4 protein-coding genes are annotated in these 3,433 nt (G+C 73.2%); all 4 read right to left on the bottom strand.

Features of this window, described 5'->3' with window-relative positions; genetic code table 11:
- Positions 1-62 precede the first annotated feature (62 nt).
- Complete coding sequence (gene mshC, locus VR44_RS32960; protein ID WP_045951304.1) at positions 63-1,292, bottom strand: cysteine--1-D-myo-inosityl 2-amino-2-deoxy-alpha-D-glucopyranoside ligase; 1,230 nt, start codon at positions 1,290-1,292, stop codon at positions 63-65.
- Positions 1,293-1,412: 120 nt separating this feature from the next.
- Positions 1,413-2,249, bottom strand: coding sequence for an SCO1664 family protein (locus tag VR44_RS32955; protein WP_211275171.1), 837 nt, complete (start codon positions 2,247-2,249; stop codon positions 1,413-1,415).
- A complete protein-coding gene (locus tag VR44_RS32950; RefSeq protein ID WP_045951302.1) occupies positions 2,213-2,803 on the bottom strand; it encodes a DUF3090 domain-containing protein in 591 nt (196 codons plus the stop codon). Before VR44_RS32950 ends, VR44_RS32955 begins: the two co-directional genes overlap by 37 nt.
- A 75-nt stretch (positions 2,804-2,878) precedes the next feature.
- A partial coding sequence (locus tag VR44_RS32945) for an MSMEG_4193 family putative phosphomutase (protein WP_045951301.1) occupies positions 2,879-3,433 on the bottom strand: 555 nt, incomplete at its 5' end.

Here is a 3,433-nt window from a genome sequence, read left to right as displayed (position 1 = left end):
AGAAAGGGCGGGGCGGGGAGGAGCACCGCGCAGCGGCGCCCCGGCCCCGGCCCGCCCCGGGACTACAGGGCGACGCCCAGGAGGGCGTCGACGGTGCGGGAGACCAGGCCGGGGGCCGTCTCGTCCGTTTCGTCGGAGGCCAGCTGGGCCTCGACCCAGCGGTCCACCGCCGCGAGAGCCGCAGGGGCGTCCAGGTCGCGGGCGAGCGCCTCCCGGACCTCCTCCACGAGCGCGTCCGCCGGAACCCCGTCCGGGCGGGAGACGGCCGCGCGCCACCGCGCCAGCCGGGCCTCCGCCTCCGCGAGGACGGCGTCGGTCCACTCCCAGTCCGCCCGGTAGTGGTGCGACAGCAGCGCCAGGCGGATGGCGGCCGGGTCCACCCCGGCGCGCCGCAGGGTGGAGACGAAGACCAGGTTCCCCTTGGACTTCGACATCTTCTCGCCGTGCAGGGCGACCATGCCCGCGTGGACGTACGCCTTGGCCATCGGGAACTCGCCCGTCAGCGCGTGCGCGTGGGAGGCGCCCATCTCGTGGTGCGGGAAGGCGAGGTCGGAGCCCCCGCCCTGGATGTCGAAGCCCATGCCCAGGTGTTCCAGGGCGATGGCCACGCACTCGATGTGCCAGCCCGGCCGGCCGGGGCCCAGCGAGGCGCCGTCCCAGCTCGGGTCGCCCGGGCGGGCGGCCATCCACAGCATCGGGTCCAGGGGGTTCTTCTTGCCCGGGCGGTCCGGGTCGCCGCCGCGCTCGGCGGACAGCAGACGCATCGCCTGGGCGTCGAGGTTGGAGACCCCGCCGAAGTGCGGGTCGGACTCCACGGAGAAGTAGATGTCGCCTTCGAGCTCGTAGGCGGCGCCCGCGTCGCGGAGCCGCTCGACCAGCGGCACGATGCCGGGTATGGCCTCGACGGCTCCGACGTAGTGCTGCGGGGGCAGCATCCGCAGGGCGGTCATGTCCTCGCGGAAGAGGGCGGTCTCGCGCTCCGCGAGCTCGGTCCAGTCGTGGCCGTCGCGCAGCGCCCGCTCCAGCAGCGGATCGTCCACGTCCGTGACGTTCTGGACGTAGTGGACCTGGCGCTTGTTGTCGAGCCACACGCGCTGAACGAGGTCGAACGCGTTGTAGGTCGCCGCGTGACCGATGTGGGTCGCGTCGTACGGGGTGATCCCGCAGACGTAGAGGCGGGCGACGGGACCGGGGTCGACGGTGACCGTCGCCTGGGTCGCGGTGTCGTGGATCTGGAGGTCGCGGCCCTTGCCGGGCAGGGCGGGGACCTCAGAAGCGGGCCAGGCATGCATGCTTCGAGCCTAACCGGACGACTGTTCCGGAAACGAATGGGCGCTGCACTGTTGGCTTGATCGACACCCTTGTGCTTTGGCCGGATCTGTGCGTCGGGCCCGTTCGGGCGCCCGCCCTGCTCAGACGGGCGGCCAGGGGATCGACGGCCACTGCCCGGAGGGCTTCGGATGGGTCCCGCTGCGCAGCAGCAGGGCCACACGGGCCCGTACGGCGGCCAGCTCGGCGGGGGTGATCAGTTCGGCCAGCCGGGTGGTGAGCGGGGCGTCCTCGGCCAGCTGGGCCTCCAGGGAGGACAGCACCGACCGCGCCTCATCGGTGAGCGGCTCCCCCGCCCAGCCCCAGAGGAGGGTGCGGAGCTTGTCCTCGGAGTGGAAGGTCACACCGTGGTCGATGCCGTAGAGCCGGCCGTCGGGCGCGGGGAGCAGGTGTCCGCCTTTGCGGTCGCCGTTGTTGATCACGGCGTCGAGGACGGCGAGCCGGCGCAGCCTGGGGTCGTCGGCGTGGACGAGCAGGGCGGTGCGGCCCTCCCCCACCTCGGCGAACGCGACGGCCTTCCAGCCCTCTCCGGCCTCCTCGCCCTCGACGAGGGCGAGGAGCTGCGGCTCCGGCTGTTCTCCGGCGTCGATCCAGTGCTGCACCATGCCCTCTCCGTAGGGGCCGTCACGCAGCACGGTCGTGGGCACGAGCCCCCAGCCGGTGGCCTCGGAGACCAGGTAGGCGGCGCGCTCGCGCCGGGCGAGGTTGCCGTCGGGGAAGTCCCACAGCGGCCGCTCGCCCTTGACGGGCTTGTAGACGCATTCCGCGCTGCGGCCCTCGTAGGCCACGGTGCACAGCAGCACGGCGTTGGAGGCCTCGGCGATCCGGCCGCGGACGGTGAGCTCACCGCGGGTGAGCAGTTCCTCTATCGGGGTCACGGCGCTCACACCTGGCGCCGGTACCCGTTCTGGCGGGGGCACACGTGCCCCTCGGGGTCCAGGGGCAGGCTGCACAGCGGGCACGGCGGCCGGCCGGCGTTGACCACGTCCAAGGCGCGCTTGGCGAAGGCCCGGGCCTGGGCGCCGGAGAGCCGTACGCGCAGCATGGGCGGGCCGTTCTCCTCGTCCTGGAGGAGCCGCTCCTCGGCCTCGGCGAGGTCCTCCTCGGAGTCGGCGTCGAGTTCGACGAGGGCCTGAGCCTCGACGATCATCCGCTGCTGTTCGCCGTCCCAGGCGAGGGCCATGGTGCCGACGCGGAACTCCTCCTCGACGGGGACGTCGAGCGGTGCGGTGTCGGCGGCCTCGGTGGAGGCGACGGCCGGGACGGGGGCGTTGCCGCCGGTCCGGCGCACGACCTCGTCCAGCAGTTCGTCCATCCGCTCGGCGAGGGCCGCGACCTGGGTCTTCTCCAGGGAGACGCTGGTGACGCGGGGGCCCTGGGAGGCCTGGAGGAAGAAGGTGCGACGTCCAGGCAGACCGACGGTGCCCGCCACGAAGCGGTCCGGCGGGTCGTAAAGGAACACCTGACGGGGCACGACCGGTCTCCAAGTCTGGGGCGGGGGCAGGGCTGCGCACTTGTGTTGGCCCTGCCACCCTACTGCGCCGTCCGATCAGGCCGCGCCCGCGCCGCCGCCCACGACGGCGTTGCCGCCGCCCTCGGCCGCGTTCTCCGCGGGGGGCGCGGCGGCCGGGATGAGGGGGGCGAGGTCCCCGGTGTCGCCGAGGCGCAGCAGGAAGGGTCTGGTGGGGGTGTAGCGGATCGCGGTGACCGAGCAGGGGTCGACGTGGATGCGCTGGAAGAGGTCGAGGTGCATGCCGAGGGCGTCGGCGACGACGGATTTGATGACGTCGCCGTGGGAGCACATCAGGAAGACGGCGTCGGCGCCGTGTTCCTCCTCGATCCGCGCGTTCCACTCGCGTACGGCGTCCACGGCGCGGTTCTGCATGGTGCGCATGGACTCGCCGCCGGGGAAGGCGGCGGCCGAGGGGTGCTGCTGGACGATCTTCATGAGGGGTTCGTCGGCGAGTTCGGAGAGCTTGCGGCCCGACCAGTCGCCGTAGTGGCATTCGCCGATGCGTTCGTCCGTGTGCAGGGGCAGGCCGGGGCGGGCCGCGAGCAGCGGGGCCAGGGTCTCCTGGCAGCGCTGGAGCGGGCTGCACACGGC

The organism is Streptomyces katrae, assembly GCF_000966975.1.
Classification (GTDB): Bacteria; Actinomycetota; Actinomycetes; order Streptomycetales; family Streptomycetaceae; genus Streptomyces; species Streptomyces katrae.
This window is presented reverse-complemented; position numbering and strand designations above follow the sequence as displayed.